The sequence below is a fragment of the Citrobacter sp. FP75 genome (genome assembly GCF_018342065.1).
Taxonomy (GTDB): domain Bacteria; phylum Pseudomonadota; class Gammaproteobacteria; order Enterobacterales; family Enterobacteriaceae; genus Citrobacter.
The window spans coordinates 243,322-269,405 of record NZ_JAFDOE010000003.1; the positions used below are offsets into that span (position 1 = coordinate 243,322).

Here is a 26,084-nt window from a genome sequence, read left to right on the forward strand (position 1 = left end):
TACCACATCATTGCTTACCACATCAAATCATCTGGTACGACAAAGTCAGCATACGGATCGTCTTCGTCCTTATCTTCCTGACTCAGTTCGCAATTTAAGACAATATAGCTCGCGTCACGCTGGGCAATCTTATCGGCGACGACCGCCGGAATTATGGCGTATTCGCTATCGCTGTCGCTTTCAGCGGTCAGACGAGCGATGGCCAGACGGCCCTTGATCAACTGAGACTGAGTCACCTTATCAACGTAGATTTTTTTAATCAGATTATTGTCAGTAAAGTTGTAGCCAATATCGCCACGGCTAATGGTGATTTTGTTCATTTCAATAAGTTGCTTGATCTGCGCTCTATACTCTTTAGACAACGCAGCTTGCTTCTGCTGCTCGCTGAGCTGCTTGTCACGCTCAACCTGCGCTTTTTTATTTTCTTCTACCGCTTCCCGGGCTTCGCGAGCCTGAACGCGCGATTTTTTCGCTGTTCGCTGCACTTTCGCCATTTTTTTACTGGTGACTAAGCCAGCTTTAAGCATCTGCTCTTGTAGGGTGAGTTTTGTCATGTTCGTTTCTAAATCCAGTAAAAGAGTTCTCAGGATTATACCCTTAACGTCCAGGAGGATGCCAGATTGCGGGGAGTTGCAAAGCGTCGGGGGATAAAATGGAAGGCTATGGTGTCCCCTGCAGGAATCGAACCTGCAACTAGCCCTTAGGAGGGGCTCGTTATATCCATTTAACTAAGGGGACGAAGCGGCACGAGTATAGCGTTTTTTCCAAGCAACGGTAAGACTGTGTCCGCCTGACTGCTCAAACAGTCACCATTCAGGACTGTTTTTCTTAGGTTTCTGCATTCGCTGTTCTCGCTCAGCCTGTAACCGGGCTTCTTCCTTGCGCTTATTGCTCATGTCATTACGGATCTGCGCGTGGCTCATCAACGCGAAGATAAACGTCCCGCCGCAGATATTCCCGGCAAGCGTCGGAAGTGCGAAGGGCCAGAAGAAGTCGCTCCAGTGCAGCGTGCCGTTAAAAACCAGATAGAGAATTTCAACCGAGCCGACGACGATGTGGGTGGTATCACCTAGCGCAATAAGCCAGGTCATCAGGACAATAACGACAATTTTTGCCGCACCTGCTGCGGGAAACATCCACACCATGGTGGCGATCAGCCAGCCGGAAATAATCGCGTTGGCAAACATCTCCGCAGGACTGTTTTTCATGACGTCCATACCAATTTTAACAAAGGCGTCGCGGGTCTCTTCATCAAAAATAGGCATATATTCAAACGCCCATGCCGCAATACCGGTGCCGATAATATTACCCAGCAAGACCACACTCCACAGACGCATCAGCAAACCAAAATTCCCGAGGGTTGGGTTTTGCATGACCGGCAGTACGGCGGTCACGGTGTTTTCGGTAAACAGCTGCTGGCGGGCCATGATGACGATGATAAACCCGAAGGTATAGCCGAGGTTTTCCAGTAAAAATCCGCCAGGGACGCCCTCAAGCTGTACGTGAAAAATGCCTTTTGCCAGCAAAGAGGCCCCCATCGACAGCCCGGCGGCAATCGCTGACCACAGCAGCGCCATCGCGTCGCGTTCCATCTCTTTTTCCCCGTCCTGGCGGATATGTTCATGGATCGCCATTGCGCGGGAAGGGAGCCGGTCTTCGTCGAGCTCTATTTTCTTACCCTGCAGCTTTTCTTCGCTTTCAACTTCGAGTTCGTCGCTGTGTTGATCAATTTTTTCTTTTTCGATGTCATTCATCTCAGAGTCCCGAATAAGCACGTATTGCTAAAGCGTAGCGGTTTTTATCCAGAAACTGGCAGGAGAAACTCTGAAATCGCAAAAATGGTAACGTTTGTATTTATCGGATTCGGTAAAATAGAAAGACCGCGAGGTCAACCTTACCAGGCTATGATCAAATCAGTAAGTTAGGGTATATAGACATCGTTTGACGTGCTGTTACAATCGCTCACATCTAAACTGGCGGATACCTTATCGTTCCGTCACGGATGGCAATCAGCGATAGCCATAAAACACAGGGAGACACTTATGAAGCTTCGCCTGTCGGCGCTTGCGCTGGGAACCACACTTTTGGTGGGGTGTGCGAGCTCCGGTACAGAACAGCAGGGGCGCTCGGATCCGTTTGAAGGGTTCAACCGCACCATGTACAACTTCAACTTTAATGTGTTGGATCCGTATATTGTTCGACCGGTGGCTGTAGCCTGGCGTGATTATGTTCCGCAGCCGGCCCGAAACGGTTTGAGCAACTTTACTGGCAACCTCGAAGAACCAGCCGTCATGGTTAACTATTTCCTGCAGGGCGATCCTTATCAGGGCATGGTGCATTTTACCCGTTTCTTCCTGAACACCTTGTTAGGTATGGGGGGCTTTATCGATGTTGCGGGCATGGCTAATCCAAAACTGCAGCGCGTTGAGCCACATCGTTTCGGCAGTACGTTAGGCCACTATGATGTGGGTTATGGGCCGTATATGCAGCTTCCGTTCTACGGTAGCTTCACGGTACGTGATGACGGTGGTGATATGGTGGATACGCTGTATCCGGTGCTATCGTGGCTGACCTGGCCGTTGTCGGTCGGTAAATGGACGATTGAAGGAATTGAAACCCGTGCACAGCTGCTCGACTCCGACGGTCTGCTGCGTCAATCTTCAGATCCTTACATCCTGGTGCGTGAAGCCTACTTCCAGCGTCATGATTTCATCGCGAACGGCGGGAAACTCAAACCAGAAGAAAACCCGAACGCGCAAGCTATTCAGGATGATTTAAAAGATATTGATTCCGAGTAAGGAATTGGCGCAAATAAAAAGGTGAGCTAAAAAGCTCACCTTTTTTACGTCTGAAGAAAATCAGAACGCGTAGTTAAAGTTGGTACCGAACAGCCAGGCTTTACCTTCAGATTCGAACGTATATGGACCTTCTTTGACGGTCACTTTCTGGCCGTGCATATAAGAAGCACCGATGTCGATAGACGCATCTTCATTGAACGCGTAGGTGGTACCTGCGCTCAGCCACAGACGATCCTGGTCTGGAATGGAGATGGAACGCTTGCTTGCTGGAACAGGACTATCGTCATAGGCGATACCAGTACGGAAGGTCCAGCTTTTATCCATGTAGTAAGTGGTACCCAGCGCGATGCGGTAAGAATCTTTGAAGCCTTCTTCTTTATAGAACAGCGTCTGTCCGTTGGTGCCGGTTGCTTTCAACTCCTGGAACTGACTCCAACTGGTGTAAGCCATGCTGTAGTGAATAGCCCACTGTGGCGCGATGCGGTTGTAACCCGACAGTTCCCACATTTCCGGCAGGTTAAGCGTCAGAGAGCCCGGGACGGTGGCATTGGTTGTTCCCCAAGGGAACGCCGTGCCTGCGCCAGGTAACGCGTTTGCCTGGGTGCGGATGCCGCTCTTGTAATCGCCATCAAAGTCGATTTTGACTTCGGAACGATACGTTAAACCGTAGCGGTTATTTTTATCCAGCTCGTACAAAATACCGGCGTTCCAGCCGTAACCCCATTCGTCACCTTTCAGGCTGGCAATTTTCTGGCTGACTTTCGGCAATGCAGCTGTCTGTTCGCCGGAATAACGTTCAATTTTGGCGTCGGCATACACGGCGTTAAAACCGAGACCGAAGCTCCAGCTATCATTCAGACGGTAGGCCCCGCTGAGGTTAAGGTTAACCGTTTTAAGGTCGGTCTTGCCGCCGTATTCGCCGACAATGTAGCTGTCGTTAAATTCGGTTGCCAGGCCATAGTTAGAGGTGACGGACGCCCCCCAACCAAACTGCTCGTTGATAGGCATCACAAAGTGAGCATTCGGCACCCATGCCGTTGGGGCGATATTGTCCGCGTCGGTGCTGCGCCCAGTGAATGGCGATTTACCGGAGATATTAACGTCTGGATCGATATACACCGCACCTGCCGAGAAAGTAGGGCGATCGAACATCATGATCAGTGCCGGGTTACGACTCGCGTTACCTGCGTCGTCTGCAATTGCGCCTTCACCCGAATATGCCCGGCCAAGGCCAGAGGAAGAAAATTCGTTTAACTGAAAGCCTGCAGACCAGGCCTGTGTGGAGATAATTGCCACTGCGACTGCGAGAGCAGACTTTGTAAACAGGGTTTTCTGGCTCATGACCATAACCTCATTGATTTATTTTTATACAAACAATGTTACATACCGTAACAGGAGCGCGAAGTGTAGGGTCTGAGGTACCACATAGAAATCAGACCAGTGGCGAGAGTATAGGTCTGACCAGATAGAATGTTGCAAGTATGTTTATAAGTTTTTTCAAATATGATCTTAAAAACGCGATCCAGCTGGCAAAATTGCGGTGATGCGCACTCACCTGTTTGGGCGATTTTTGTTTTGGATCATTTTTAAGTGTGATTTCGGTCGCTTATCTCATTTCGCACAATTAACGACTGGAGAGGAGAATAATGGGAGCGTAAAATATCTCTAACGTTTATCTGGCACCTCAGGTGCGAATACAGAGGAAATCTACAATGAGTAAATGCAGTGCTGATGAAACCCCGGTTTGCTGCTGTATGGATGTTGGTACCATCATGGACAACACCGATTGCACCGCGTCATACAGCCGTGTGTTCGCGACTCGCGCACAGGCAGAAGAAACGCTGGCCGCTCTGACCGAGAAGGCGCGTGGCGTAGAATCTGAACCTTGCCAAATCACCTCGACCTTTACTGAAGAGGCTGAGGGCGTTCGTCTGGATATCGATTTTGTTTTCGCTTGCGAAGCCGAAACCCTGATCTTCCAGCTGGGTCTGCGTTAATCCCTTCTTTCAATGCCCTTGTCACCTTCGGACAAGGGCATTTTCGTAACAAGCAGTGATTATTCACTGTGTCATAGCTCCCACTTTCTTTTCTCTCCGCTTGGCTAAATGTAAAAAATTGGTTAAGACTGTGATCAGGTCAGACCACTTATTTTATTTTTTACAGGGGAGTGTTATGAGTCAGGCTTTACCGCTGGTTACCCGTCAGGGCGATCGCATCGCCATTGTGAGCGGACTGCGTACGCCATTTGCCCGTCAGGCGACCGCGTTTCATGGCATTCCCGCCGTTGATTTGGGAAAAATGGTTGTCGGCGAACTGCTGGCACGCAGTGAAATTCCTGCCGACGTCATTGAACAACTGGTGTTTGGTCAGGTCGTGCAGATGCCGGAAGCGCCAAACATTGCCCGGGAAATCGTGCTGGGCACCGGGATGAACGTGCATACCGATGCCTTCAGCGTGAGCAGAGCCTGCGCCACCAGCTTTCAGGCAGTGGCGAATGTCGCGGAAAGCCTGATGGCGGGAACCATCCGTGCGGGCATTGCCGGCGGGGCGGATTCCTCATCTGTGTTGCCGATTGGCGTCAGCAAAAAGCTGGCGCGGGTGTTGGTAGACGTGAATAAAGCCCGCTCCACCGGCCAGCGGCTGAAGCTATTTTCCCGACTGCGTTTGCGCGATTTGATGCCGGTTCCGCCTGCAGTTGCTGAGTATTCCACCGGTCTGCGCATGGGAGACACGGCGGAGCAAATGGCGAAAACTTACGGCATCACGCGTGAGCAACAGGATGCGCTGGCGCACCGTTCGCATCAGCGTGCCGCTCAGGCGTGGGTAGAAGGCAAGCTGGCCGATGAGGTGATGACCACCTATGCGCCGCCGTTCAAAGATCCTTTTTCAGAAGATAACAATATTCGCGGTAACTCTACGTTGGCGGATTACGCCAAACTGCGCCCGGCGTTTGACAGAAAACACGGCACCGTCACCGCGGCGAACAGTACCCCGTTGACCGACGGTGCCGCCGCGGTAATTTTGATGACGGAGTCCCGTGCAAAGGAGTTGGGACTGGTGCCGCTGGGCTATCTGCGCAGTTTTGCGTTTACCGCCATCGACGTCTGGCAGGATATGCTGCTGGGGCCGGCGTGGTCGACGCCGCTGGCTCTTGAGCGCGCAGGTCTGACCATGGCCGATCTCACGCTTATTGATATGCACGAAGCCTTTGCCGCACAGACGCTGGCGAATGTTCAACTGCTTGGCAGCGAACGTTTTGCCCGTGACGTACTGGGTAGGGCACATGCCACTGGCGAAGTGGATGACAGCAAATTTAACGTACTGGGCGGTTCGATTGCCTATGGACACCCGTTCGCTGCGACCGGTGCGCGGATGATCACCCAAACGCTTCATGAACTACGACGTCGCGGCGGTGGATTTGGTCTGGTCACCGCGTGTGCGGCGGGTGGCCTGGGTGCGGCAATGGTTCTGGAGGCGGAATAATGGAAATGACATCGGCTTTTACGCTGCATGTGCGTCTGGATAACGTGGCGGTCGTTTCCATTGACGTACCCGGAGAGAAAATGAATACCCTGAAAGCGGAGTTTGCTTCTCAGGTGCGGGCTATTCTGAAACAAATTCGCGACAACAAAGATCTGCGCGGCGTGGTGTTTATTTCGGCGAAGCCGGATAATTTTATCGCCGGGGCGGATATTAACATGATCGGCAACTGCCGCAGTGCGCAGGAAGCCGAAACCCTGGCTCGTCAGGGGCAGCAGATAATGGCGGAAATTAATGCGTTGCCGATCCCGGTTATCGCGGCTATTCACGGTGCCTGCCTGGGCGGTGGTCTGGAGATGGCGCTGGCGTGCCATAACCGCATTTGCACCGATGACGTCAAAACCGTATTGGGTCTTCCGGAAGTACAGCTTGGTCTGTTGCCCGGCTCCGGCGGCACGCAGCGATTACCACGTCTGATTGGCGTCAGTACCGCGCTGGACATGATCCTGACCGGTAAACAATTACGAGCCAAACAAGCGCTGAAAGTGGGGCTGGTGGACGAAGTGGTGCCGCAGACCATTTTGCTGGAAGCGGCGGTGGAACTGGCGAAAAAGGAGAGTTCGGTAAACCGCAGTTTGCCCGTGCGAGAACGTATTCTGGCCGGACCGTTGGGCCGGGCGATGCTGTTTCGTATGGTCAGTAAAAAGACGGCACAAAAAACGCAGGGCAATTACCCTGCAACGAACCGCATCCTTGAGGTGATTGAAACCGGTCTGGCACAGGGCAGCAGCAGCGGCTATGACGCAGAAGCTCGCGCGTTTGGCGAACTGGCGATGACGTCGCAGTCTCAGGCCCTGCGTAACATTTTTTTTGCCAACACCGACGTGAAAAAAGATCCCGGTAGCGAGGCGCAACCCGGTCCGCTAAACAGCATAGGCGTCCTGGGCGGTGGCCTGATGGGTGGTGGTATTGCCTACGTGACGGCCTGTAAAGGCGGCTTGCCGGTACGTATCAAAGATATTAATACGAAGGGAATCAATCACGCGTTGAAGTACAGTTGGGATCAGCTTGAAACCAAAGTTCGCCGCCGCCATCTTAAAGCCGGTGAACGTGATAAACAGCTGGCGCTGATTTCAGGCACCACCGATTTTCGCGGTTTTGCACATCGTGATCTGGTTATTGAGGCGGTGTTTGAAGATCTGGCGTTAAAACAACAGATGGTGGCAGATGTTGAGCACAATTGCGCCGCTCATACTATTTTTGCCTCTAACACTTCATCTTTACCAATTGGCGATATTGCGGCTAACGCAGCACGGCCTGAGCAGGTCATTGGTTTGCACTTTTTTAGCCCAGTGGAAAAGATGCCGCTGGTAGAAGTTATCCCGCATGCTGCAACGTCTGAGCAGACGATTGCCACAACCGTTAAGCTGGCGAAAAAACAGGGGAAAACGCCGATTGTGGTGCGGGATAAAGCTGGGTTCTATGTGAATCGCATTCTTGCCCCGTACATCAACGAAGCCATCCGCTTACTGACCGAAGGCGAACGCGTCGAGCAGATTGATGCCGCGCTGGTAAAGTTTGGTTTTCCGGTAGGGCCAATCCAACTTTTGGATGAGGTCGGAATTGACACGGGCACTAAAATTATACCTGTACTGGAAGCGGCTTATGGTGAACGTTTTAGCGCGCCTGCAAATGTTGTTGCTTCAATTTTGAATGACGATCGCAAAGGTAGAAAAAATGGTCGGGGTTTCTATCTTTATGGTGCGAAAGGGCGTAAAAGCAAAAAACAGGTCGACCCTGCAATTTATACGCTTATTGGCGCTCAGGGGCAGGGCCGACTTACGGGGGCGCAGATCGCAGAGCGGTGCGTCATGTTAATGCTTAACGAAGCGGCACGCTGTTTTGATGAGCAAATTATCCGCAGCGCGCGCGATGGCGACATCGGCGCGGTATTTGGTATTGGTTTTCCGCCATTCCTCGGCGGCCCGTTCCGGTATATGGACTCTCTCGGTGCGGGTGAAGTGGTTGCGGTTCTGCAACGACTGACCACGCAATATGGTTCCCGGTTTACACCGTGTGAACAATTGTTGCTGATGGCGGAACGCGGTGAAAGTTTCTGGACGTACGGGGAAACTGACCTGAATTCATGAGGTCAAAGGTAAGATGAATCCGCACCGAATGTATGACTTACGCTCAAAATGTAAACAGAGATTGACTATACTTACGCCATTAAGGTAAAAAACAGCGTTTCATTCGGTGAATGGATAAGGCACAATGCCGGCCACCACAAATTTACCATCGCCAATAGGGGCTTTGGCTAAAGATGTTGGTGTTTCTGGTTAACAAAAGCGGTGCAATATGCAAGTTTTTATCATGCGTCACGGCGACGCGGCCCTCGATGCCGCCAGTGATTCGGTTCGTCCCTTAACCTCCTGTGGTTGTGATGAATCTCGCCTGATGGCGAACTGGCTGAAAGGTCAAAAAGTGGATATCGAACGTGTTCTGGTGAGCCCGTTCCTGCGAGCCGAACAAACGCTGGATGTGGTTGGGGAGTGTATGAACCTACCAGCCGGTGTGGATGTTTTGCCGGAGCTGACTCCCTGCGGCGATGTTGGTCTGGTCAACGCCTATTTACAGGCTCTGGCCAATGAAGGTGTCGCCACGGCGCTGGTCATTTCTCACTTGCCTTTGGTGGGATATCTCGTGTCAGAGCTTTGCCCTGGTGAAACGCCGCCGATGTTTACCACATCTGCGATTGCCAGCGTAACGCTTGATGAGAGTGGAAAAGGCGTTTTCAACTGGCAGATGAGCCCGTGTAACCTGAAAATGGCAAAAGCGATTTAATCAGGCCGGATAAGGCTAAGCCGCTATCCGGAAAATCAAAGAGCCGCAACTGCGGCTCTTTCTGTTTTTCTTTCTCAGGGAAGTTCTGGCGGCAGCCACTCTTCCACTTCAATCAGCACCAGCAGCGCGGCGTCGCCGCCATACTCTTTAGGCGCCTGATGAAAAGCCATCACGTGTGGGTGTTGTGCCAGCCAAAGCGGCGTTTGCTGTTTCAGAACATGTTTTCCGTGGCCATGCATGACGCAGGCGCAGAAAACGTGTTCACGACGACAGGCGGCAATCAGCGCGCCAAGTTCCTGTTTAGCCTGCTGTTGCGTCAGTCCGTGTAAATCAAGAAACAGTTCTGGGGAGTAGTCGCCACGGCGCATTTTCTTCAGTTCAAAGTGGCTGACGTCGGCGCGCAGATATCTTACCGGGCCTTCCGTATTCAGCAACGGCTGAAATTCATCAGAGAAGTAGTGGCTGGCATCAGCCTGTTCCTGCAACAGCCTTTTGACCGGCACCTCGGTGATTTTTTTACGCGGTGTCCGATGGACAATAGTGTCCTGCTTAATTTGACGAGTGCCGGTCATCAACTGGCGAAACAGCGTCTGATCCTCCTCGCTGAGCGATGTTTTCTTTTTCATTTGAGCGTCTCATCTTTTATTTTCCGTTAGTTTAACCCGACTCGGCAGGCATCCGATCGCTTAAAACGCAATTTTCGCGCTCAGGCTCCGCGTGAATGCTGATTTATCGCCGTCTTCGTGGCAAACTAGCCGCCGAATTTAATACGAGCATGCCCTGGAGGAATACGTGGATAAAATTTTCGTTGATGAAGCAGTGAGTGAACTGCATACCATTCAGGACATGTTGCGTTGGGCGGTCAGCCGTTTTAGCGCGGCGAATATCTGGTATGGCCACGGGACGGATAACCCATGGGATGAAGCGGTACAGCTGGTGTTGCCGTCGCTCTACCTGCCGCTGGATATCCCAGAAGATATGCGCACCGCACGTCTGACCTCCAGCGAGCGCCACCGCATTGTTGAGCGTGTGATTCGCCGCGTCAATGAACGCATCCCGGTTGCTTACCTGACCAACAAAGCCTGGTTCTGCGGCCACGAATTCTATGTCGATGAACGTGTGCTGGTGCCGCGCTCACCGATTGGCGAGCTGATTAATAATCGCTTTGCCGGTCTTATCAACGAGCAGCCGCAGCACATTCTTGATATGTGTACCGGTAGCGGCTGTATCGCGATCGCCTGTGCGTATGCCTTCCCGGAAGCTGAAGTGGACGCGGTCGATATTTCCACTGATGCGCTGGCGGTGACCGAGCACAATATTGAAGAACATGGTTTGATCCATCACGTGACGCCGATCCGCTCCGATCTGTTCCGTGACCTGTTGAAAGTGCAGTATGACCTGATTGTGACCAACCCGCCGTATGTGGATGCGGAAGATATGTCCGATCTGCCTAATGAGTATCGCCATGAACCAGAGCTGGGACTGGCGTCTGGCAGCGATGGGCTGAAGCTCACCCGCCGCATTCTGGGCAATGCGCCGGACTACCTGTCAGACAACGGTATTCTGATTTGTGAAGTCGGTAACAGCATGGTACATCTGATGGAACAATATCCGGATGTGCCGTTTACGTGGCTGGAATTCGACAACGGCGGCGAAGGCGTATTTATGCTGACTAAAGAGCAGCTGATCGCCGCTCGTGAGCATTTCAGCATCTATAAAGATTAACGACACGCGCACATACAACAATGATAACGGAGCGGTGATGGCAGGAAACACAATTGGACAACTCTTTCGCGTAACGACCTTCGGCGAATCACACGGGCTGGCGCTCGGCTGTATCGTGGATGGCGTTCCGCCGGGCATTCCTCTGACTGAAGCTGACCTGCAGCACGATCTCGACAGACGGCGTCCGGGAACTTCGCGTTACACTACGCAACGTCGCGAGCCGGATCAGGTGAAGATCCTCTCTGGCGTGTTTGAAGGCGTCACCACCGGTACCAGTATTGGCCTGCTGATCGAAAATACCGATCAGCGTTCACAGGATTACGGCGCGATTAAGGATGTTTTCCGTCCTGGCCATGCCGACTATACCTATGAGCAGAAATATGGCGTGCGTGACTACCGTGGCGGCGGGCGTTCTTCCGCGCGCGAAACGGCGATGCGCGTGGCAGCCGGGGCGATTGCCAAAAAATATCTGGCGCAGAAATTCGGCGTCGAAATTCGCGGCTGTCTGACTCAGATGGGCGATATTCCGCTGGAGATCAAAGACTGGTCTCAGGTCGAGCTTAACCCGTTCTTTTGCCCGGATCCGGACAAAATCACGGCGCTGGATGAACTGATGCGTGCGCTCAAGAAAGAGGGCGATTCCATCGGAGCAAAAGTGACCGTGGTTGCAAGCCACGTACCGGCGGGTCTCGGCGAACCTGTTTTTGACCGTCTGGATGCCGACATTGCCCATGCGTTGATGAGCATTAATGCGGTCAAAGGCGTGGAGATTGGCGACGGCTTCGAGGTTGTTGCGCTGCGCGGCAGTCAGAATCGTGATGAAATCACTAAAGAAGGTTTCCAGAGCAACCATGCGGGCGGCATTCTGGGGGGGATCAGCAGCGGGCAACAAATTGTTGCGCATATGGCGCTGAAACCGACGTCCAGTATTACCGTTCCCGGACGCACCATTAACCGCTTTGGTGAAGAAGTCGAAATGATAACCAAAGGACGTCATGATCCGTGTGTTGGGATCCGCGCTGTGCCGATCGCAGAAGCGATGCTGGCGATTGTGCTGATGGATCACCTGCTGCGTCAGCGGGCGCAGAATGCGGATGTAAAGACGGACATTCCACGCTGGTAAAGATGAAAAAAACGGCACTTGCGGCGCTGGCTCTTTTTGCCAGTACCGCCTGTCTGGCGGCGACGCCCTGGCAGAAAATTACCCACCCGGTGGCAGGCAGCGCACAGTCCATCGGTGCGTTCTCCAATGGTTGCATTGTTGGCGCAGATACGCTGCCCGTGCAGTCAGAACACTATCAGGTGATGCGCACCGATCAACGTCGCTATTTTGGTCATCCGGACCTGGTGACGTTTATCCAGCGTTTGAGCACCCAGGCCAGTAACCTTGGATTGGGCACGGTGTTAATCGGCGATATGGGTATGCCGGCCGGTGGGCGTTTTAACGGCGGACACGCCAGCCACCAGACGGGACTGGACGTCGATATTTTCCTGCAATTACCGAAAACGCGCTGGACCCAGTCGCAACTGCTGCGGCCCCAGGCGTTGGATCTGGTATCACAGGATGGCAAGCGGGTTGTGCCGTCATTGTGGAAGCCAGAGATTTTCAGCCTGATCAGGCTGGCGGCAAAAGATAATGAAGTCACACGTATTTTCGTGAATCCGGCGATTAAGCAGCAACTTTGTCTGGATGCAGGGACCGACAGGGACTGGTTGCGTAAAGTGCGGCCATGGTTCCAGCACCGTGCGCATATGCACGTACGGTTACGTTGTCCTGCCGACAGTCTTGAGTGCGAAGATCAACCGTTACCGCCACCGGGTGACGGCTGTGGCGCGGAGCTACAAAGCTGGTTCGAACCTCCAAAACCTGTAACCACCAAGCCTGAGAAGAAGACACCGCCCCCGTTGCCGCCTTCCTGCCAGGCGCTGCTGGATGAGCATGTACTCTAATGGATCATTTTGCCTCTCTGTTTATGGTGTCTCCGCTGTTGCTGGGCGTTCTTTTTTTTGTGGCAATACTGGCGGGATTTATTGATTCTCTGGCGGGGGGCGGTGGCTTACTCACCATCCCTGCGTTGATGGCTGCCGGTATGCCGCCAGCACAGGCGCTGGCAACCAATAAACTGCAGGCCTGTGGGGGATCGATCTCTTCCTCGCTGTATTTTATTCGCCGGGGCGTGGTGAATCTGGCGGATCAAAAACTCAACATCTTTATGACCTTTATTGGGTCAATGAGCGGCGCGCTGCTGGTTCAGCATGTGCAATCGGATATTTTGCGCCAGATCCTGCCGGTTCTGGTTATCTGTATTGGCCTTTACTTTCTGTTGATGCCGAAAGTGGGTGAAGAAGACCGGCAGCGTCGGTTGCATGGTCTACCTTTTGCGCTGATAGCCGGAGGCTGCGTCGGTTTCTACGACGGTTTCTTTGGCCCGGCAGCCGGGTCGTTTTATGCGCTCTGCTTTGTCATGCTGTGCGGCTACAATCTGGCGAAATCCACGGCACACGCCAAAGTCTTGAATGCCACCTCAAATATTGGCGGGCTACTGTTATTTGCCCTCGGCGGCAAAGTGATTTGGGCAACCGGTTTTGTGATGCTCATTGGCCAGTTTATTGGCGCGCGGATGGGGTCGCGACTGGTGCTCAGCAAAGGACAAAAACTGATTCGGCCAATGATCGTCATTGTCTCCGCGGTGATGAGCGCCAAGCTACTTTACGATAACCATGGACAGGAGATTCTCCACTGGCTGGGGATGAACTAATGAATAATACCCATCACTACGATCAGTTAATTGAGATTTTTAACGGCTGCTTTGCCGATGAATTTAATACCCGTCTGATTAAAGGCGACGATGAACCGATCTATCTTCCTGCTGATGCGGAATTACCGTACCACCGCATCGTTTTTGCACATGGTTATTACGCCAGCGCGTTACACGAAATTTCCCATTGGTGCATTGCCGGTAAAGCCCGTCGTGAGCTGGTCGACTTCGGTTACTGGTACTGCCCGGATGGGCGTGACGCCAAAACACAATGTCAGTTTGAAGACGTGGAAGTGAAGCCGCAGGCTTTTGACTGGCTATTTTGCATGGCGGCGGGATACCCGTTTAACGTCAGCTGTGACAACCTGGAAGGCGACTTTGAGCCGGATCGCGTGATGTTCCAGCGCCGTGTTCACGCCCAGGTAATGGAGTATCTGGAAAAAGGCATCCCTGAGCGTCCAGCGCGTTTCATCAAGGCGCTACAGAATTATTATCACACGCCTGAACTTAAGGCGGAACAATTCCCGTGGCCCGAAGCGCTCAACTGAAGTGGCAGCCACGTTTACAATGAGGAAAGAAGATGATCGCGGAGTTTGAATCACGCATTCTGGCACTAATCGACGATATGGTAGAACACGCCAGCGATGATGAGCTATTTGCCAGTGGGTATTTGCGTGGACACTTGACGCTGGCCGTGGCAGAACTGGACGGTGGTGAGGACCATTCCGCTGAGGCATTGTACGCCAATGTTACCAGCAGCCTGGAAAAAGCTATCAGCGCGGGCGAACTCTCGCCGCGTGACCAGGCGTTAGTGAAAGAGATGTGGGACACGTTGTTCCAGAAGGCGACGCAACAATAATTACCTTACGGACCGGGTGGCGTTAACCGCTTATCCGGTCCGCAATGATGACCTCATTATTTTACTGCTTTTCCCTTCACTAATTTTCTCACCCATAAACGATTCGGATTCAACGCTGCCAGAGTTTCTGCGTCCATTGGGATCGGTTCATCACTCATTTGCGCCGCCAGAATTTCTGCACACAGTGGGGCAGAGCACAGCCCGCGCGAGCCCAGTGCACCCAGCATAAATAAGTCACGGTAAACCGGCGCGGGCGCGGCGGTCTCTTTGTGTTCTGCAAGATTGGCGTACTGACTGAGCGTGGCGTCATAATCCGGTACATTGCCGACCATCGGTAAGTGATCGCGGGTGGCACAGCGAACGCCACAGCGCGCAGCCTGCCCACTGACATCTACCTCTTTTGCCCACGCAGCATGCGGGAAGCAGTCGATTAAACGTTGTCGGTTTTGCTGCTGATCGTCTTCGCGATACGCCGTCTCTTCTTCACCACGATGATAGCTCGCGCCAATACAATGATGCTGATTGTCCGGATTTTGTGGCGTGAGGTATCCGTCGTAACACAACACTTGATGCAGCGCCGAAAGTGAAGGCGTGGTGGGAATATGGCTCACCTGACCGCCGACGGAATAGACCGGTAACGGCTGGGTCTGATCAAAGCGGCTTATGCGGTGACCATTCGCCAGCACCACCACCTCATGTTCAACGGTTTTGCCAGTGGCAAACTGTAGCTGCCAGTTGTCTTCCTGCTGTGCAAGTGATGTCAGCGAATGCTGATAAAGGGTACGTAATCCTTGCGTTTCGGCGTAGTTCAGTACAGCAGTGGTCAACTGCGCAGGAGACAGCCACCCTCCGGTAGGATATTGGATACCGCCGCAGTCAGTTGCGACGCCGGTCGTTTGTAAAACCTGTTCAGCATCAGCGGCAAGCGCAAGAGCATCGGGTAATGCAAGTGACAGCATCTGGGTGATTTTCTGTTGGCTTTTCTCATCCCAGGCAAGTTGCGTTACGCCGCACCAGTCATGCGCGAAATCCACCGGCAGGGCGTCATACAGTCGACGGGCGAAGGTAAACGCGGTGGGGAAAAAGAGATTAATGGCGGCATCATGTTTGCTGAGCAACGGATACAGTGCGCCCTGACGATTACCGGACGCGCCCTGTGCGGGCTTATCGTCAGCGCAATAGAGCGTCACCTGCCAGCCACGGCGCGCGAGTGCCAGCGACAGCAATGCGCTGGCAATGCCGCCACCGATAATAGCCGCCTCACGTTTTTCCGTGCCGGTGCGTGAGAACCACGGTGCGGGTGACGGGAAAGCAAGGTTTTGCTCCATCACGCCGCACAACATTTCGCGTTTACGCCCGAAGCCTTTGCATTTTTGCATCGTGAAACCGGCGTCCTGCAAGCCCCGGCGAACAAAACCTGCGGAGGTGAAGGTTGCCAGCGTCCCGCCCGGACGGGCAAGCCGGGCCATCGCGTTAAACAGCGTCGGCGTCCACATATCGGGGTTTTTTGCCGGAGCGAAACCGTCCAGGAACCAGGCATCGACCTGCTGATTCAGGGATTCATCCAGTTTACCGGTGAGATCGTTAATGTCGCCGAACCACAAATCCAACGTGACCCGACCTTCATCGAGCAGCAGTCGATGACAACCCGCTAATGGCAGCGGCCACTGAGCCTGCAATGACTCCGCCCACGGGGCAAGTTCCGGCCAGTGCTGATGGGCTAATGTCAGATCGTCACGCGTCAGCGGATATTTTTCAAAACTGATGAAATGCAGTCTTTCCAGGGTTGCGTCAGGGTGCGCAGCGAGAAAAGCCGAAAATGCTTGCCAGAGGGTGAGGAAGTTGAGTCCGGTGCCAAAACCACTTTCCGCCACCACGAATAACGGGCGTGGATGTGTCGGGAATCGGTCCGCGAGATGATTGCCGCCGAGAAACACATAACGCGTCTCTTCCAGCCCATTATCATTGGAAAAATAGACATCGTCAAAATCTCGGGAAACAGGTGTACCCTCAGCGTTGAATTCAAGGTTGGCAGGTTGTATCGCGTATTGTTTCACGTAAGTTACTCGTCTGGCTTGCTGTGTCTCGATCTTAACGATGAGTGCCTGAGTGCGCAAATTTCCACATTAAATGGCTGATCGGACTTGTTCGGCGTACAAGTGTACGCTATTGTGCCACTCGAAACTTTAAAATAGTGCGACTTACAGAGGTATTGAATGAAACGTGCAGTGATTACTGGCTTGGGCATCGTTTCCAGCATCGGTAATAACCAGCAGGAAGTCCTGGCATCTCTGCGTGAAGGACGTTCAGGGATCACTTTCTCTCAGGAGCTGAAGGACTCCGGCATGCGTAGCCACGTTTGGGGCAACGTAAAACTGGATACCACTGGCCTCATTGACCGCAAAGTTGTGCGCTTTATGAGCGACGCATCCATCTATGCATTCCTTTCTATGGAGCAGGCTGTGGCTGATGCCGGCCTCTCTGCAGACGTTTACCAGAATAACCCGCGCGTTGGCCTGATTGCAGGTTCTGGCGGCGGCTCCCCACGTTTTCAGGTGTTCGGTGCTGACGCAATGCGTAGCCCGCGTGGCCTGAAAGCGGTTGGCCCGTATGTGGTCACCAAAGCGATGGGCTCTGGCGTTTCTGCCTGCCTCGCAACCCCGTTCAAAATCCATGGTGTGAACTACTCCATCAGCTCCGCCTGTGCGACATCTTCGCACTGTATCGGCAACGCGGTTGAGCAGATCCAACTGGGCAAACAGGATATCGTTTTCGCAGGCGGCGGCGAAGAGCTGTGCTGGGAAATGGCATGCGAGTTCGACGCTATGGGCGCACTGTCTACCAAATATAACGACTGTCCGGAAAAAGCATCCCGTACTTATGATGCGAACCGCGATGGTTTCGTTATTGCAGGCGGCGGCGGTATGGTTGTGGTTGAAGAGCTGGAACACGCTCTGGCTCGTGGCGCGCATATCTATGCAGAAATCGTTGGCTACGGAGCAACGTCCGATGGTGCAGATATGGTTGCACCGTCTGGTGAAGGCGCAGTGCGCTGCATGCAAATGGCGATGCACGGCGTGGATACGCCAATCGACTACCTGAACTCCCACGGTACCTCTACTCCGGTAGGTGACGTGAAAGAATTGGGTGCTATCCGTGAAGTCTTCGGCGACAACAGCCCGGCGATCTCCGCAACTAAAGCGATGACCGGTCACTCTCTGGGCGCGGCTGGCGTACAGGAAGCCATCTACTCTCTGCTGATGCTGGAACACGGCTTTATCGCCCCAAGCATCAACATTGAAGAGATGGATGAGCAGGCGGCGGGTCTGAACATCGTGACCAAACCGACTGAGAAAGAGCTGACCACTGTGATGTCCAACAGCTTCGGCTTTGGCGGCACCAACGCCACGCTGGTTATGCGTAAGCTGAAAGCATAATTCTGAATGATTATGTGAGAAGGGAGCCTGATGGCTCCCTTTTTTATTTATTCATTTTTTCGTATTCCGGCGCGATTTCAGCAGACCAGGCCTTGGCTTGCGTAATATCACCGGCGCTGTAGATGGGGTGCTCGAAATTATTGCCCACATCGCGGACGCGATAAATTTTCCAGCGGCCATCCTCCCAACGCGTATACACCTCCAGTTGAACAGGTTGCGATTCGGTACCTAACTGAACGTCAACTTTTTCACCACCGAGAAAGGACTGAGCCTGCCCAACCCGTAACTGTGGGATCCACTCCGGGGCGTAATCCTGCATGTACATAAAATAGTCCGAATCCATGATCTCCTGCTCGTAAAGGGCACTAATCATCGCCAGACGCTCGATAGCCTCTTTCGCCACATAGTGTTGCATTACTGCTGATGTCTTGTCGGGGAGCGCGTCACCCTCACTCCAGGTTGTCATCCACAAGAGATAGAACTGTTTTACATCCTGGGTGCTGTCGCAGTGGGGCGTAGAACAACCGCATAGCAACAGGATCAGAGCAATAAACGAGAACACTTTCATTACTGTTTCCTGTAAATGATGTATGACGGTTTAGCTGCCCGATAGCCCGGACCGGCCCACATATCTCGCTGTTTAAAGTCGGAGTACCACTCTCTGCCGTCATATATCGCCATATGACCACTTGGGTTTCCTCCTGCATAAGGCTGAATGACGATGACATCTCCCTCGCGCGGTTGTTCAAAGGTACCAATAGCGCTGAATCCGGCACTTTTTAGCATGGGGCCATAATCTTTGGCATGGTAAGTATGCCCGAGAGTGATACCTCCAGCCTGAATGGCTTTGCGGGGATATTTCGCACAACGTGCTTGAGAATGTGAACCCGCATGCGATTTAGCATAACTGGCTGCCGTCGTTTTATTCCAGTTCATAGTCGTTCCGGTTAATATAAAGAGTAATGGAATCACGTAATGCTTTAGCAGTATTTATTTAAACAGGAATGACCGTTAGTGCTATTAATACCTTCAATATGATTCGTTAATATATTTATTAATTGATGTCATAGATAACTTAAGAATGATTGATTTATCAGATTGGGTTATTCGACGGGTTTGTTTTCATTAGTTGACTCACTGGAGTAGCGCGAAGGCCAGACCTCATCGGGTGTAGTATCCAGCGCCTTCGCAATGATCATCTCTGCTCTTGGCCAGTGGCGGGTAAATACATTGCGTAGCGAGTCGGGAGATAAACCTGCTGAACGCGAAAGTTCTCTGAGAGTAATTCCTCTTTTTCCAGTGCACTTTTAATATCTGCACGATGCCAGTCTTGGCTTTTGTGTTTCATTCTGTAACCCTATGAAGATGTGTTATCGGTGCCGATATTTTTAGGGTATTAATCAGGATGATAAAAAGAACGTTACTTTCTTTTTTATCGCAGGAATATTGCCAGAATAAAACCGAAAATTTGCGCAAAAGAAAAAATATTTTTATTTCATCGCAGAAAGGAAAGAAATGGTGCCAAGAGAGTGGTTCACAGTACAGGAATGTATAGGTTTACCTGGTTATCCTGGCACCGCACCTGCCGTTCGAGGTCGCCTTAATGCGCTCAGCAAAGGAAAAGAGGGGGTTAAACGCAAGCGCGTTAAATCCAAAGCCTGGGAGTATCACATTTCGATTCTGCCAGCGTATGTTCGCGACTACATGGCGGAAAAGGACGATGTGGGCATACCGGGTAACAGCACTCTCTGGGAAGCTGAACCGAAAGAGATCTGGGATATGATGTTCCGGCTATTGACGCTGGAGCAGCGCAAGCAGGTAAGCGGACTGTTTGGTACTAAAGGTATTGATACAGTATTTCCCTTTTTGTTCGACGAGAAGCCACCATTTTGATGCGAACACCTGTGATTTCATGGTTGACAGCCCTGGCAAATCACAGGCAGACTCCAGTTTCAACATTATCCTCATGATAATGCGTAAGCGTTTAACGTTATCCAACGCACCTTAATCCTGATCGTCAGGTAGAGGGGGCGTGGGCATTCCTCGCCTTACTCTGCATTTTGGAGTAACGCATGACAGCAGTAACTCAACAAGAAAAAACACCTTCGGCGAACTTTTCGCTGTTTCGTATCGCTTTTGCGGTTTTCCTGACCTATATGACGGTCGGGCTACCTTTACCCGTCATCCCGCTGTTTGTGCATCAGGAACTGGGCTATGGCAATACCATGGTCGGTATCGCTGTGGGCATTCAGTTTCTGGCAACGGTTTTAACGCGTGGCTACGCCGGGCGTTTAGCCGATCAGTATGGTGCCAAGCGTTCGGCGCTGCAGGGGATGTTTGCCTGTGCGCTGGCGGGCGCGGCGTGGCTATTGGCCGCGCTATTACCGGTCTCCGTTCCTGTTAAATTTGCTTTGCTGATTATCGGACGTCTGATCCTCGGTTTTGGCGAAAGCCAGCTGTTGACCGGCACCCTGACCTGGGGCTTGGGGCTGGTTGGGCCAACACGTTCCGGCAAAGTGATGTCGTGGAACGGGATGGCGATTTACGGCGCGCTGGCGGTCGGTGCGCCGTTGGGCCTGCTGATCCACAGCCATTTCGGCTTTGCTGCGCTGGCGGGAACCACGATGGCGTTGCCGCTGCTGGCATGGGCATTCAATGGTACGGTCCGTAAAGTGCCAGCCCACGCGGGAGAGCGTCCTTCGTTGTGGAGCGTGGTTGGGCTTATCTGGAAACCGGGGCTGGGTCTGGCGCTGCAAGGCGTTGGCTTTGCGGTGATTGGCACGTTTATTTCACTCTATTTTGTCAGTAACGGCTGGACGATGGCTGGCTTCACCCTGACCGCGTTCGGCGGTGCGTTTGTGCTGATGCGCATTCTGTTTGGCTGGATGCCGGACCGGTTTGGCGGCGTGAAGGTGGCGGTGGTTTCTTTGCTGGTTGAAACCGTGGGGCTGGTGCTGCTCTGGCAGGCACCCACGGCCTGGATTGCGCTGCTGGGAGCGGCATTAACCGGGGCCGGGTGTTCGCTTATCTTCCCGGCGCTGGGTGTAGAGGTGGTGAAGCGCGTTCCTGCACAGGTGCGTGGGACCGCGCTCGGCGGTTACGCCGCATTTCAGGATATCTCGTACGGCGTAAGCGGTCCTCTGGCAGGCGTCTTGGCTACCGCGTACGGCTATTCCTCGGTATTCCTCGCTGGGGCGATTTCCGCAGTAGTGGGGATTGTCGTTACGCTGTTGACCTTGCGCAAACGCTAAACAACGAGCCAGAAAATGGCTAAGGCAATCATCAACGCCACAAACAGCAATCCCGGTCGTGTCGACAGCGATTTAACGGTTTCAATTACCGGCGCGAACGGGCTGTATATAGGTTGAAGATGGCGCGGATCGCTTAATTCTCGTTCCCGCTCTGCGCGGCGCAGGAAGATTTGATTAAGCAAGTCTTGCACCTGCACCGCGGTCAGAACCGTTTGCGGTTGGATCTGATACGTCTGTTGGACATAGTCTTTGATGGCCGCAAATTCATTTGGCTCTAACGGCTGCTTGAGCGCCGCCTGTAGCGTTTGCAGGGTTGGAGCATTTTGCAGGCTTAGCGTCTGGCGCGCCTGCAGCCAGGTGACCAGATGCGTAAACTGCCTGGCGGGGATCAGTTCACCGCTTTTTACACCGGACAGTTCCAGCATCGACTGCCAGATCATTTTGCTGGATTCTCCGGTAGCAGCCGCCAGCTTTGTGACCAGTTGATTCAGCGTATTGTGTTCGGCGGGTAACAGGGGACGCGCGGTTGCCGGACGTTGTTGTGGTTGAGGAATCGAAAGCTGCCCTTGTTGCAGCAGCGTCAGCACATTCTTCAACTGCTCCGGCGTGAGCTGGCTGAGTGCCGTTTGTCCGTACTGTTGACGGATAAAATCGCTCACCGCCTGGCGGTTATTTCCCTGAGTCAGTAATTCAGTGAGCTGCGCCAGTACTTGACGGTTGACATGATTCTGCTGAGCAATACCCAGACGTTGGTTCAGGTTTTGTTCAGCTGCGGGAAAGTGACGCGACTGCAGCGGCGTATCGCTTTTGACGCCCAGATCGTGCTTCATTCCGGCCCACACCTCGGCGCTTTGCTGCTGAGTGAGCGAAATCAAACGGGTAATCAGTCGTTCCAACACGGTGCGTTGTAGCGTGGACAATGGTTGCTCACCCGCAACGGAAGGGGCGTTTTGGCCTTCACCGGGAGGGCGGGCGGGCGTACCAGAAATGGGCTGCATCATCTCTATTCCTTAAATCTGTGCTAACCAGGTCTCGCAGTATGCCTGGCGACGAGATTATGGCACACTTGCCCGGTTAACTCTCGTTCTCAAACAGGTGCGAAAGACGTGAAAATCCTCGTTGATGAAAATATGCCCTATGCCCGCGAACTGTTCAGTCGTTTGGGGGAGGTCAAAGCGATTCCAGGTCGCCCGATTCCCGTTGCAGAACTGGATAATGCGGACGCCTTAATGGTGCGTTCGGTGACGAAAGTCAATGAATCACTGCTTGGCGGAAAACCGGTTAAGTTTGTCGGAACGGCAACCGCAGGCACTGACCACGTAGATGAAGCCTGGCTTGCGCAGTCAGAGATTGGTTTCTCCGCCGCGCCCGGTTGCAATGCGATTGCGGTGGTTGAGTATGTCTTTTCAGCACTGCTGATGCTGGCAGAGCGCGATGGTTTTGCGTTAGCCGATCGCACCGTGGGCATTGTCGGCGTCGGCAATGTAGGCGCGCGTTTGCAGGCGCGACTGGAAGCGTTAGGGATCCGCACATTACTTTGCGACCCGCCGCGTGCCGACCGGGGAGACGAGGGCGACTTCCGCTCGCTGGGCGAGCTGGTTGAGCAAGCCGATATTCTGACCTTCCATACGCCACTGTTTAAAGACGGTCGGTACAAAACCCTGCATCTGGCCGATGAAGCGCTGATTAGCCGACTGAAGCCGGGCACTATCCTGATTAACGCCTGCCGTGGACCGGTCATCGACAATACCGCTTTGCTGGCCTGTCTTAATGCCGGGAAACGTTTGAGCGTGGTGCTGGATGTTTGGGAAGGTGAGCCGGATCTGAATGTCGCGCTGCTCGAGAAAGCGGATATCGGCACGGCACACATTGCGGGTTATACCCTCGAAGGGAAGGCGCGTGGGACAACGCAGGTTTTTGAGGCCTATAGCAAGTTTATCGGTCGTGAGCAGCACGTTGCGCTGAACACACTGTTACCCGCACCCGAATTTGGCCGTATCACGCTGCATGGCCCGTTGGATCAGCCAACGCTGAAAAGGCTGGTGCATTTAGTGTATGATGTGCGCCGCGATGATGCGCCGCTGCGCAAAGTCGCTGGAATTCCGGGTGAGTTTGATAAACTGCGTAAAAATTACCTTGAGCGCCGTGAATGGTCGTCTTTGTACGTGATGTGTGACGACGCTGCTGCAGCTACCTTGTTATGTCAGCTGGGTTTTAACGCCGTTCATCACCCGGCACATTAATGTCTTCTTAATGCTCCCTGTCGAATAATACGACAGGGACGCTTACGTATTTCTGGAGTAAATCACCATGTCTGAAGGCTGGAATATTGCCATTCTGGGCGCAACGGGCGCCGTAGGCGAAGCCCTGCTCGAAACGCTGGCGGAACGCCAGTTCCCGGTCGGTGAGATTTATGCGCTGGCTCGTAATGAAAGCGCGGGTGAGCGCCTGCGTTTTAACGGTAAATCAATAATCGTCCAGGATGTTGCTGACTTTGACTGGACACAGGCGCAGCTGGCATTTTTTGTCGCGGGCGTTGAAGCAACCGCGGCGTGGGTAGAAGAAGCAACCAATGCGGGCTGCCTGGTAATTGACAGCAGCGGCCTGTTTGCCCTTGAGCCGGACGTTCCGCTGGTGGTGCCGGACGTAAATCCGTTCGTACTGGCGGATTACCGCAACCGCAACGTGATTGCGGTCCCCGGTAGCCTGACCAGCCAACTGCTGTCTGCGCTGAAACCGCTGATTGACGATGGTGGACTTTCTCGTATCACGGTGACCAATATACTTTCGGCTTCCGCTCACGGTAAAAAAGCGGTTGATGCGCTGGCCGGGCAGAGTGCGAAGCTGCTCAACGGTATTCCGATTGATGACGACGATTTCTTTGGCCGCCAGCTGGCGTTCAACATGCTGCCGTTGCTGCCAGACCGCGAAGGCAGCGTGCGTGAAGAGCGTCGTATTGTTGATGAAGTGCGTAAAATTATGCAGGACGAAGGGCTGATGATCTCCGCAAGCATCGTACAGTCGCCGGTATTCTACGGCCATGCGCAGATGGTGAGCTTTGAAGCGCTACGTCCGCTGGCGGCAGAAGAAGCGCGCGACGCGTTTGAGCGTGGCGAAGATATTGTGCTGTCAGAAGCGACGGATTTCCCGACCCAGGTCCGCGATGCGTCTGGTAGTCCGCATCTTTCGGTTGGCTGCGTGCACAATGATTACGGTATGCCGGAGCAGGTACAGTTTTGGTCTGTAGCAGACAACGTGCGCTTCGGCGGCGCGTTGATGGCGGTGAAAATCGCTGAAAAACTGGTGCAGGAGTATATGTACTAATGTCTGACCTGCAACAACTGCCCGTCCATAAAATTGCGCTGGGTATTGAGTACGACGGCAGCAAATATTATGGCTGGCAGCGCCAGAACGAGGTCCGTAGCGTTCAGGAAAAGCTGGAAAAAGCGCTCTCTCAGGTCGCCAATGAACGCATCAATGTCTTTTGTGCGGGACGCACCGATGCGGGCGTTCATGGCACAGGGCAAGTCGTGCATTTTGAAACGACCGCGCAACGTAAAGACGCCGCCTGGACGCTGGGGGTAAATGCCAATTTACCGGGTGACATTGCTGTGCGCTGGGTAAAGGCAGTACCGGATGATTTTCATGCCCGATTTAGCGCAACGGCTCGCCGTTACCGCTACATCATCTACAATCATCGGTTGCGCCCTGCGGTTCTGGGTAAAGGCGTGACGCATTACTATGAGCCGCTGGATGCCGAACGTATGCATCGCGCGGCCCAGTGCCTGATTGGGGAGAATGATTTCACTTCGTTTCGGGCAATGCAGTGCCAGTCGCGTACACCGTGGCGCAACGTGATGCACATTAACGTGACGCGTCATGGCCCTTATGTGGTGGTTGATATTAAAGCGAATGCCTTTGTACATCATATGGTCAGGAATATTGTCGGCAGCCTGATGGAAGTAGGTGCCAACAACCAGCCGGAGAGCTGGATAGCAGAACTGTTAGCGGCGAAGGACAGAACGCTGGCAGCGGCAACGGCGAAGGCGGAAGGGTTGTATCTGGTCGCGGTAGATTACCCCGACCGGTTTGACTTGCCAAAACCGCCGATGGGCCCGCTATTTCTGGCGGACTAATTTGAGTCGTATAAAGGCATAACTATGGAACTGATTTACTTTCTTATTGATTTTATCCTGCACATTGATGTGCACCTGGCAGAGTTGGTCGCGGAATATGGCGTTTGGGTTTATGCCATTCTGTTTCTGATCTTGTTCTGTGAAACCGGGCTGGTGGTCACGCCATTCCTGCCGGGAGACTCGCTGCTGTTTGTCGCAGGTGCGCTTTCCGCACTGCCAACCAACGATCTCAATGTTCATCTGATGGTGGCGTTAATGATCGTGGCGGCAATTGTGGGCGATGCGGTGAACTACACTATCGGTCGGGTGTTTGGCGAAAGACTGTTTAGCAATCCGAACTCGAAAATTTTTCGTCGCAACTACCTGGATAAAACCCATGCGTTTTATGAACGTCATGGCGGTAAAACCATTATTTTGGCGCGTTTTGTTCCGATCGTGCGTACATTCGCACCGTTTGTTGCCGGTATGGGGCACATGTCCTATCGTCATTTTGCGATGTATAACGTAGTGGGTGCGCTGCTGTGGGTATTACTGTTCACTTATGCGGGCTATCTGTTTGGCGACCTGCCAGTGGTGCAGGAAAACCTGAAGTTGTTGATTGTGGCGATTATCGTGCTCTCCGTATTACCAGGCGTTATCGAAATCATTCGCCACAAACGTGCAGCATCCAGGGCGCAAAAATAGAAAGTAACTCAGCGGTTCGACCACTTTTTTATCCAAAGTTTCGGGCTGTTATGTTTTAATGTGCAACATTCATGGTCTGTTGGGGGCAAAACTGGCATTATGCGCCCCTTA

The 26,084-nt window shown here is 53.0% G+C and carries 26 protein-coding genes, 1 tRNA gene and 1 pseudogene; 18 read left to right on the top strand and 10 right to left on the bottom strand.

The genetic code is table 11. The annotated features are described in order from the left end of the window. Window positions 1–14: 14 nt before the first annotated feature. From JQ822_RS12440 to JQ822_RS12450, 3 genes are all read right to left on the bottom strand, one after another. Complete coding sequence (locus JQ822_RS12440; RefSeq protein ID WP_213133717.1) at window positions 15–554, bottom strand: DUF2058 domain-containing protein; 540 nt, start codon at window positions 552–554, stop codon at window positions 15–17. 109 nt (window positions 555–663) lie between these two features. After that, a tRNA-Arg gene (locus tag JQ822_RS12445) sits at window positions 664–738 on the bottom strand. Window positions 739–806: 68 nt separating this feature from the next. Then, window positions 807–1,754: a formate/nitrite transporter family protein gene (locus JQ822_RS12450; RefSeq protein ID WP_213133718.1), complete on the bottom strand. Its 948-nt coding sequence runs from the start codon at window positions 1,752–1,754 to the stop codon at window positions 807–809. A gap of 288 nt (window positions 1,755–2,042) precedes the next feature. Here JQ822_RS12450 and mlaA point away from each other — a divergent pair, with 288 nt between their 5' ends. After that, entirely contained in the window at window positions 2,043–2,798 is a 756-nt protein-coding gene (gene mlaA / locus JQ822_RS12455) for a phospholipid-binding lipoprotein MlaA (protein WP_213133719.1), read from the top strand. Window positions 2,799–2,858: 60 nt separating this feature from the next. On the opposite strand, the gene fadL is transcribed toward mlaA, so the two are convergent. Then, the gene (gene fadL / locus JQ822_RS12460; protein WP_213133720.1) at window positions 2,859–4,139 is read right to left on the bottom strand and encodes a long-chain fatty acid transporter FadL; all 1,281 of its coding nucleotides are present in this window, start codon (window positions 4,137–4,139) and stop codon (window positions 2,859–2,861) included. 371 nt (window positions 4,140–4,510) lie between these two features. Here fadL and JQ822_RS12465 point away from each other — a divergent pair, with 371 nt between their 5' ends. The 4 genes from JQ822_RS12465 (at window position 4,511) to sixA (ending at window position 9,122) form a co-directional block, all read left to right on the top strand. Next, a complete protein-coding gene (locus tag JQ822_RS12465) occupies window positions 4,511–4,795 on the top strand; it encodes a YfcZ/YiiS family protein (RefSeq protein WP_135321081.1) in 285 nt (94 codons plus the stop codon). A gap of 175 nt (window positions 4,796–4,970) precedes the next feature. Continuing rightward, window positions 4,971–6,281, top strand: coding sequence for an acetyl-CoA C-acyltransferase FadI (gene fadI, locus JQ822_RS12470; protein WP_213133721.1), 1,311 nt, complete (start codon window positions 4,971–4,973; stop codon window positions 6,279–6,281). Continuing rightward, window positions 6,281–8,428, top strand: a complete 2,148-nt coding sequence (gene fadJ / locus JQ822_RS12475) for a fatty acid oxidation complex subunit alpha FadJ (RefSeq protein WP_213133722.1) — start codon at window positions 6,281–6,283, stop codon at window positions 8,426–8,428. The genes fadI and fadJ overlap by 1 nt, the downstream gene beginning before the upstream one ends. Window positions 8,429–8,636: 208 nt before the next feature. Further along, a complete protein-coding gene (sixA, locus tag JQ822_RS12480; RefSeq protein WP_213133723.1) occupies window positions 8,637–9,122 on the top strand; it encodes a phosphohistidine phosphatase SixA in 486 nt (161 codons plus the stop codon). Window positions 9,123–9,196: 74 nt separating this feature from the next. On the opposite strand, the gene smrB is transcribed toward sixA, so the two are convergent. Continuing rightward, entirely contained in the window at window positions 9,197–9,748 is a 552-nt protein-coding gene (gene smrB, locus JQ822_RS12485; RefSeq protein WP_213133724.1) for an endonuclease SmrB, read from the bottom strand. 166 nt (window positions 9,749–9,914) lie between these two features. On the opposite strand from smrB, the gene prmB reads away from it, so the two are divergent. Genes prmB through JQ822_RS12515 form a run of 6 tightly spaced genes read left to right on the top strand, consistent with a single transcriptional unit; the run spans window position 9,915 to window position 14,465 of the window. Next, on the top strand, window positions 9,915–10,847 hold the full coding sequence (gene prmB / locus JQ822_RS12490; protein ID WP_213133725.1) for a 50S ribosomal protein L3 N(5)-glutamine methyltransferase: 933 nt from the start codon (window positions 9,915–9,917) through the stop codon (window positions 10,845–10,847). A 37-nt stretch (window positions 10,848–10,884) separates the two neighbouring features. Then, complete coding sequence (gene aroC, locus JQ822_RS12495) at window positions 10,885–11,970, top strand: chorismate synthase (protein ID WP_213133726.1); 1,086 nt, start codon at window positions 10,885–10,887, stop codon at window positions 11,968–11,970. Between the two features lie 2 nt (window positions 11,971–11,972). Next, window positions 11,973–12,797: a penicillin-insensitive murein endopeptidase gene (gene mepA, locus JQ822_RS12500; RefSeq protein ID WP_213133727.1), complete on the top strand. Its 825-nt coding sequence runs from the start codon at window positions 11,973–11,975 to the stop codon at window positions 12,795–12,797. Continuing rightward, a complete protein-coding gene (locus tag JQ822_RS12505; protein ID WP_213133728.1) occupies window positions 12,797–13,606 on the top strand; it encodes a sulfite exporter TauE/SafE family protein in 810 nt (269 codons plus the stop codon). The genes mepA and JQ822_RS12505 overlap by 1 nt, the downstream gene beginning before the upstream one ends. Then, on the top strand, window positions 13,606–14,154 hold the full coding sequence (locus JQ822_RS12510; protein ID WP_213133729.1) for an elongation factor P hydroxylase: 549 nt from the start codon (window positions 13,606–13,608) through the stop codon (window positions 14,152–14,154). Before JQ822_RS12505 ends, JQ822_RS12510 begins: the two co-directional genes overlap by 1 nt. Before the next feature lie 32 nt (window positions 14,155–14,186). Beyond that, window positions 14,187–14,465: a YfcL family protein gene (locus JQ822_RS12515; RefSeq protein ID WP_135321091.1), complete on the top strand. Its 279-nt coding sequence runs from the start codon at window positions 14,187–14,189 to the stop codon at window positions 14,463–14,465. A gap of 56 nt (window positions 14,466–14,521) precedes the next feature. Here the strand turns inward: JQ822_RS12515 and mnmC are convergent, their stop codons facing one another. After that, on the bottom strand, window positions 14,522–16,522 hold the full coding sequence (gene mnmC / locus JQ822_RS12520; RefSeq protein ID WP_213133730.1) for a bifunctional tRNA (5-methylaminomethyl-2-thiouridine)(34)-methyltransferase MnmD/FAD-dependent 5-carboxymethylaminomethyl-2-thiouridine(34) oxidoreductase MnmC: 2,001 nt from the start codon (window positions 16,520–16,522) through the stop codon (window positions 14,522–14,524). 159 nt (window positions 16,523–16,681) lie between these two features. On the opposite strand from mnmC, the gene fabB reads away from it, so the two are divergent. Next, complete coding sequence (gene fabB / locus JQ822_RS12525; protein ID WP_213133731.1) at window positions 16,682–17,902, top strand: beta-ketoacyl-ACP synthase I; 1,221 nt, start codon at window positions 16,682–16,684, stop codon at window positions 17,900–17,902. A 43-nt stretch (window positions 17,903–17,945) separates the two neighbouring features. On the opposite strand, the gene JQ822_RS12530 is transcribed toward fabB, so the two are convergent. The 3 genes and pseudogenes from JQ822_RS12530 to JQ822_RS12540 all read right to left on the bottom strand — a co-directional run bounded on the left by JQ822_RS12530 (window position 17,946) and on the right by JQ822_RS12540 (window position 19,250). Further along, on the bottom strand, window positions 17,946–18,470 hold the full coding sequence (locus tag JQ822_RS12530) for a YbjP/YqhG family protein (RefSeq protein ID WP_213133732.1): 525 nt from the start codon (window positions 18,468–18,470) through the stop codon (window positions 17,946–17,948). Beyond that, the gene (locus JQ822_RS12535; protein WP_213133733.1) at window positions 18,470–18,838 is read right to left on the bottom strand and encodes a hypothetical protein; all 369 of its coding nucleotides are present in this window, start codon (window positions 18,836–18,838) and stop codon (window positions 18,470–18,472) included. Before JQ822_RS12535 ends, JQ822_RS12530 begins: the two co-directional genes overlap by 1 nt. A gap of 167 nt (window positions 18,839–19,005) precedes the next feature. After that, a pseudogene (locus JQ822_RS12540) lies at window positions 19,006–19,250 on the bottom strand (helix-turn-helix domain-containing protein). 170 nt (window positions 19,251–19,420) lie between these two features. Here JQ822_RS12540 and JQ822_RS12545 point away from each other — a divergent pair. Further along, window positions 19,421–19,795 (top strand): hypothetical protein, encoded by a 375-nt coding sequence (locus JQ822_RS12545; protein ID WP_213134076.1) that lies wholly within the window; start codon window positions 19,421–19,423, stop codon window positions 19,793–19,795. Window positions 19,796–19,974: 179 nt separating this feature from the next. Beyond that, entirely contained in the window at window positions 19,975–21,153 is a 1,179-nt protein-coding gene (locus tag JQ822_RS12550) for an MFS transporter (RefSeq protein WP_213133734.1), read from the top strand. Here the strand turns inward: JQ822_RS12550 and flk are convergent. Next, a complete protein-coding gene (gene flk / locus JQ822_RS12555; RefSeq protein WP_213134077.1) occupies window positions 21,150–22,151 on the bottom strand; it encodes a flagella biosynthesis regulator Flk in 1,002 nt (333 codons plus the stop codon). The genes JQ822_RS12550 and flk overlap by 4 nt on opposite strands. Window positions 22,152–22,259: 108 nt before the next feature. On the opposite strand from flk, the gene pdxB reads away from it, so the two are divergent. From pdxB to JQ822_RS12575, 4 genes are all read left to right on the top strand, one after another. After that, window positions 22,260–23,396, top strand: a complete 1,137-nt coding sequence (gene pdxB / locus JQ822_RS12560) for a 4-phosphoerythronate dehydrogenase PdxB (protein ID WP_213133735.1) — start codon at window positions 22,260–22,262, stop codon at window positions 23,394–23,396. Between the two features lie 67 nt (window positions 23,397–23,463). Next, window positions 23,464–24,477 (top strand): aspartate-semialdehyde dehydrogenase, encoded by a 1,014-nt coding sequence (locus JQ822_RS12565; RefSeq protein ID WP_213133736.1) that lies wholly within the window; start codon window positions 23,464–23,466, stop codon window positions 24,475–24,477. Beyond that, complete coding sequence (gene truA, locus JQ822_RS12570; protein WP_213133737.1) at window positions 24,477–25,289, top strand: tRNA pseudouridine(38-40) synthase TruA; 813 nt, start codon at window positions 24,477–24,479, stop codon at window positions 25,287–25,289. Before JQ822_RS12565 ends, truA begins: the two co-directional genes overlap by 1 nt. 24 nt (window positions 25,290–25,313) lie before the next feature. After that, entirely contained in the window at window positions 25,314–25,973 is a 660-nt protein-coding gene (locus JQ822_RS12575; protein ID WP_213133738.1) for a DedA family protein, read from the top strand. Window positions 25,974–26,084 lie beyond the last annotated feature (111 nt).

Coding starts and splice junctions, on each gene's coding strand:
- JQ822_RS12505 (WP_213133728.1), top strand. CDS start 12,797: ATGGATCATTTTGCCTCTCTGTTTATGGTGTCTCCGCTGTTGCTGGGC.
- smrB (WP_213133724.1), bottom strand. CDS start 9,748: ATGAAAAAGAAAACATCGCTCAGCGAGGAGGATCAGACGCTGTTTCGC.
- JQ822_RS12550 (WP_213133734.1), top strand. CDS start 19,975: ATGACAGCAGTAACTCAACAAGAAAAAACACCTTCGGCGAACTTTTCG.
- fabB (WP_213133731.1), top strand. CDS start 16,682: ATGAAACGTGCAGTGATTACTGGCTTGGGCATCGTTTCCAGCATCGGT.
- JQ822_RS12450 (WP_213133718.1), bottom strand. CDS start 1,754: ATGAATGACATCGAAAAAGAAAAAATTGATCAACACAGCGACGAACTC.
- JQ822_RS12465 (WP_135321081.1), top strand. CDS start 4,511: ATGAGTAAATGCAGTGCTGATGAAACCCCGGTTTGCTGCTGTATGGAT.
- JQ822_RS12575 (WP_213133738.1), top strand. CDS start 25,314: ATGGAACTGATTTACTTTCTTATTGATTTTATCCTGCACATTGATGTG.
- JQ822_RS12510 (WP_213133729.1), top strand. CDS start 13,606: ATGAATAATACCCATCACTACGATCAGTTAATTGAGATTTTTAACGGC.
- mlaA (WP_213133719.1), top strand. CDS start 2,043: ATGAAGCTTCGCCTGTCGGCGCTTGCGCTGGGAACCACACTTTTGGTG.
- fadI (WP_213133721.1), top strand. CDS start 4,971: ATGAGTCAGGCTTTACCGCTGGTTACCCGTCAGGGCGATCGCATCGCC.
- JQ822_RS12535 (WP_213133733.1), bottom strand. CDS start 18,838: ATGAACTGGAATAAAACGACGGCAGCCAGTTATGCTAAATCGCATGCG.
- mepA (WP_213133727.1), top strand. CDS start 11,973: ATGAAAAAAACGGCACTTGCGGCGCTGGCTCTTTTTGCCAGTACCGCC.
- truA (WP_213133737.1), top strand. CDS start 24,477: ATGTCTGACCTGCAACAACTGCCCGTCCATAAAATTGCGCTGGGTATT.
- fadJ (WP_213133722.1), top strand. CDS start 6,281: ATGGAAATGACATCGGCTTTTACGCTGCATGTGCGTCTGGATAACGTG.
- JQ822_RS12515 (WP_135321091.1), top strand. CDS start 14,187: ATGATCGCGGAGTTTGAATCACGCATTCTGGCACTAATCGACGATATG.
- sixA (WP_213133723.1), top strand. CDS start 8,637: ATGCAAGTTTTTATCATGCGTCACGGCGACGCGGCCCTCGATGCCGCC.
- flk (WP_213134077.1), bottom strand. CDS start 22,151: ATGCAGCCCATTTCTGGTACGCCCGCCCGCCCTCCCGGTGAAGGCCAA.
- fadL (WP_213133720.1), bottom strand. CDS start 4,139: ATGAGCCAGAAAACCCTGTTTACAAAGTCTGCTCTCGCAGTCGCAGTG.
- JQ822_RS12440 (WP_213133717.1), bottom strand. CDS start 554: ATGACAAAACTCACCCTACAAGAGCAGATGCTTAAAGCTGGCTTAGTC.
- JQ822_RS12565 (WP_213133736.1), top strand. CDS start 23,464: ATGTCTGAAGGCTGGAATATTGCCATTCTGGGCGCAACGGGCGCCGTA.
- JQ822_RS12530 (WP_213133732.1), bottom strand. CDS start 18,470: ATGAAAGTGTTCTCGTTTATTGCTCTGATCCTGTTGCTATGCGGTTGT.
- aroC (WP_213133726.1), top strand. CDS start 10,885: ATGGCAGGAAACACAATTGGACAACTCTTTCGCGTAACGACCTTCGGC.